This is a genomic window from Kitasatospora sp. NEAU-CNBT7, assembly GCF_057220535.1.
On sequence record NZ_JBXQQB010000115.1, the window covers coordinates 1 to 3,047 of the forward strand.

Below are 3,047 nucleotides of genomic sequence, written 5' to 3' on the forward strand. Positions count from 1 at the left end.
TCGAGATCGTCCGCCGCGACCCCACCACCAGGGGCTTCGTCGTCCAGCCCCGCCGCTGGGTCGTCGAACGCAGTCTTGGCTGGCTGATGAACCACCGCCGCCTGGCCCGGGACTACGAGGCCCTCCCCGCCCGCTCCGAAGCCATGATCCACGTCGCGATGATCAGCCTCATGACCCGCCGACTCACCGGCGAAAACACCCCAACCTGGCGCGGCACCTGAGCATAAGGACAAGGGACGAAACACCCAGTTAGGGAACAGTCATGCCGGACCGGAGGCCTGGAGCCCCGTTGCGGGGCCACGAAGAAGGAAATGGGGGAAGGCCGGCCCAGGGTTCGGGCACTGTCGGGGTGGAGGTGCACTGCGTGCGGGCCGGGCAGGGACGGCACTGGCTCTTGGTGAACCTGGCCACGATCAGCGAGCCTTTTCAGAGCGGCCACCGATCGGGTGACGGGGCCAAGGTCGCCTCCGGCATGCCGACCGCGATCCTGCAGGCCCGGGTAGCCGTCAACGCCGGACGACGTCTCACCCCGCCGAGCAGGGTTGAAAGAGCTCAGCGGGCCGCGGTGGGCGACGAAGTCGGGTAGGGGCCGTGCCAGCCCGCGCTCGGGCTGAGATGTCGTAGGGAGAGACGATTGCCCGGGACGAGGGCGGCAGCCCGGGGCCGCCTTCCCTCTGGGCGGTGCGCCAGCTCGGTCGGCTTGCCTGGTCACGGTGGTGGTTCTGCGCCATGATCCGGCGCAGGGCCTGGGCACGAGGGCCGAGGACGCGGCCTGCTCCGTGCCGCTGGAGGTGTTCCATGAGCCGGACGGCGTCGTTGCCGACTGACGACCGTACAGACCCAGGTCTGAACGGGCTAATGGCGCGAGCCTGCACTGGCGGCCACTTATGCAGATGCCCAAGATACAACTACGGTTGCTGTCCGTGGCTTGGATAGAAAGTCTTCGGGCGAGCAAGAATCCGAACCAATTAACCAAAGATCCCGGAGGGTGTAGTGAAAATTTCGCCAGCCATTTCAATTTGCGCAACTGCGGCATTTTTGACCGCATTCGGAGCTCCGGTCGCGCATGGTAGTGAAAGCCAAGGAAAGGGGCATCGTGAAAATGTCGAGACCATTACATTGATCACGAAGGTGATCGACGGAAGCGCCATCCTGTTTGATGCCACCGGGAGTCGCGTAGGGTATTCTGTCTTCAGCTGCACTACTGTATCGCCCGGTCCTCCCCCTGCTGTTGTTTGCAATGGTTCGTATGTCCTCGACGGAAGAGGGCAGATCGCCTGGCAGAATGGCACCAGGAGCCCATCGCTGCCCTATTTCACGGCCATTGTGGGGGGAACTGGTAATTTTTGTGAAGCGCGCGGGCAGATCAGAGTCGTCCGGACTCAGTCAGATCCGCTGGGCGGACTCTCCGAGGTGTCTGTGATCAAAGGCAAAGCGTGTCCTGTCAATGCATGATTTGCAGGTTCTGGGCGACGGTAGGCTTTTGTCGGAGCCATCGGTTATTCAGGGAAATAATTTTCGACTAGGCCATATGGCCCAGGCAAAGCGGTGCGACTCGTTGATTCTCTTGCCGCGGCCGATACTGGCTGAAGCCTCCCCCAGCGAACGGCAATGTCACTGACCGTATTGTGAGGCTGAGAGAAGGAGGGCCCACCTGCTCGTGGTCAAGGCCCAGCTAGCCTGGCCTGCACCGGGAACATGGGCCGCCCTCGGAGCTGCTGAAGCATTCCTCGCATCCATACACTGCTCGCCAATCCCCTGGGATGTCATATGTCTTTGAGCAATTCACGCCTGGCAGCAGCGTTCACAGCGACGCTGGCCGTGGTTCTCTCCTTGCTGGGCCCCATGGATTCCGTGGCCTCCTCCGCGGGTCCGCGAAATCAGAAATCGAAGAGTGATGGAGGGGTTGCCCGTTTGCAGGCTTTGATCACCCGTTCCTGGGACGCTGTCCAGCAGCAATACCCCGAGTACGCCACGAACGCAATTCTTGTCGATGCCCATGGAGCTGCTCCTGACGGATCCTTCGTAACGGACTTCTCCAAGATTACTACCTGGTCCGTCCTATATAACTCGTGCTCGGAATCGTCAGGCTGCAAGGTCCTTCAGTACCAGGCCGACACGGCGACGAAGGAATCTTTCATCAATGTCCTGGACACTCTGTTTGTGGGCGGAAGTGCGATGCCTGTCAGGCCTACGTTCGAGGATGGATTTTCCTATAATTTGAAGGATGCGGTCTGCGCCTACCAGCAAAGCCCCCTGGGGTCGGATTCTGAAGGGAAACAGATCCCGGTCAACCGGGTCGAGCTAATTCAGCCCAACTCGTCATTCCCGCCCGCGGCCAACCCCTGGATCCAGTTCTATCAGCAAGAAGACGGCGGTGAACGTGTTGTCTACTATGACACCCGAACCCACCAGGTAAATCCTGTTTGAGTACTTGCTCTGTGACGGGCCGGTCCCAGGGCCGACTGGGCGTTTCATCCCTGAGCCTGAGCTCCATGTCCCGCGGGCTGTTCCTCACCCACGTACCGTCACCATGGCCGTCCACGGGCGGTGGGTGGAGAAGCATAGTGAACCGAGGGATGAGCTCGACGCCGGTGTCGGTTGCGGACCTGCTCTGACCAGTCATTCAGGTATCAGTGAGCCTCTTTCATCCTGTCCGGGAGGGTGAAATGGCTGGTCAGCGGGGGTGGGGTAACAGGCGAGGCTCCTGGTCGTTGCGTTGGTGTTCTCTACGCACCACGCTCTGACCGAGGAGCCTCGCTTGGTCCCGTATCCTGCCGTGCTCGATGTCCCGCACGAGCTGGTCGAGCATGTCTCCTGGCTGGTCCACGCCCGAAGGCGTGAACTGAACTCACGCCGGCGCAGGCTCGGTTGTTCCAAGCAGGCCCTGCTGGTCCTGGCCCATCTGCGGAAGAACGAGACGTTCGCCCGGGTCGCCGCAGGGTTCGGGGTGTCGCAGGCGACGGCCTGGCGGTACGTCGACGAGACCGTGGAGGTCCTGGCCGTGCGGGCGCCGGGCCTGCGCGAGGCCCTGGTGGGACTGGGCG

At 62.0% G+C, this 3,047-nt stretch carries 3 protein-coding genes; all 3 read left to right on the forward strand.

Features of this window, described 5'->3' with window-relative positions; all coding sequences use genetic code 11:
• On the forward strand, nt 1-221 hold a 221-nt coding region (locus AC2TEW_RS38785), incomplete at its 5' end, for a transposase (RefSeq protein ID WP_484627835.1).
• Nucleotides 222-1,776: 1,555 nt separating this feature from the next.
• Complete coding sequence (locus AC2TEW_RS38790) at nt 1,777-2,430, forward strand: hypothetical protein (RefSeq protein WP_484627836.1); 654 nt, start codon at nt 1,777-1,779, stop codon at nt 2,428-2,430.
• A 289-nt stretch (nt 2,431-2,719) separates the two neighbouring features.
• On the forward strand, nt 2,720-3,047 hold a 328-nt coding region (locus AC2TEW_RS38795), incomplete at its 3' end, for a helix-turn-helix domain-containing protein (protein WP_484627837.1).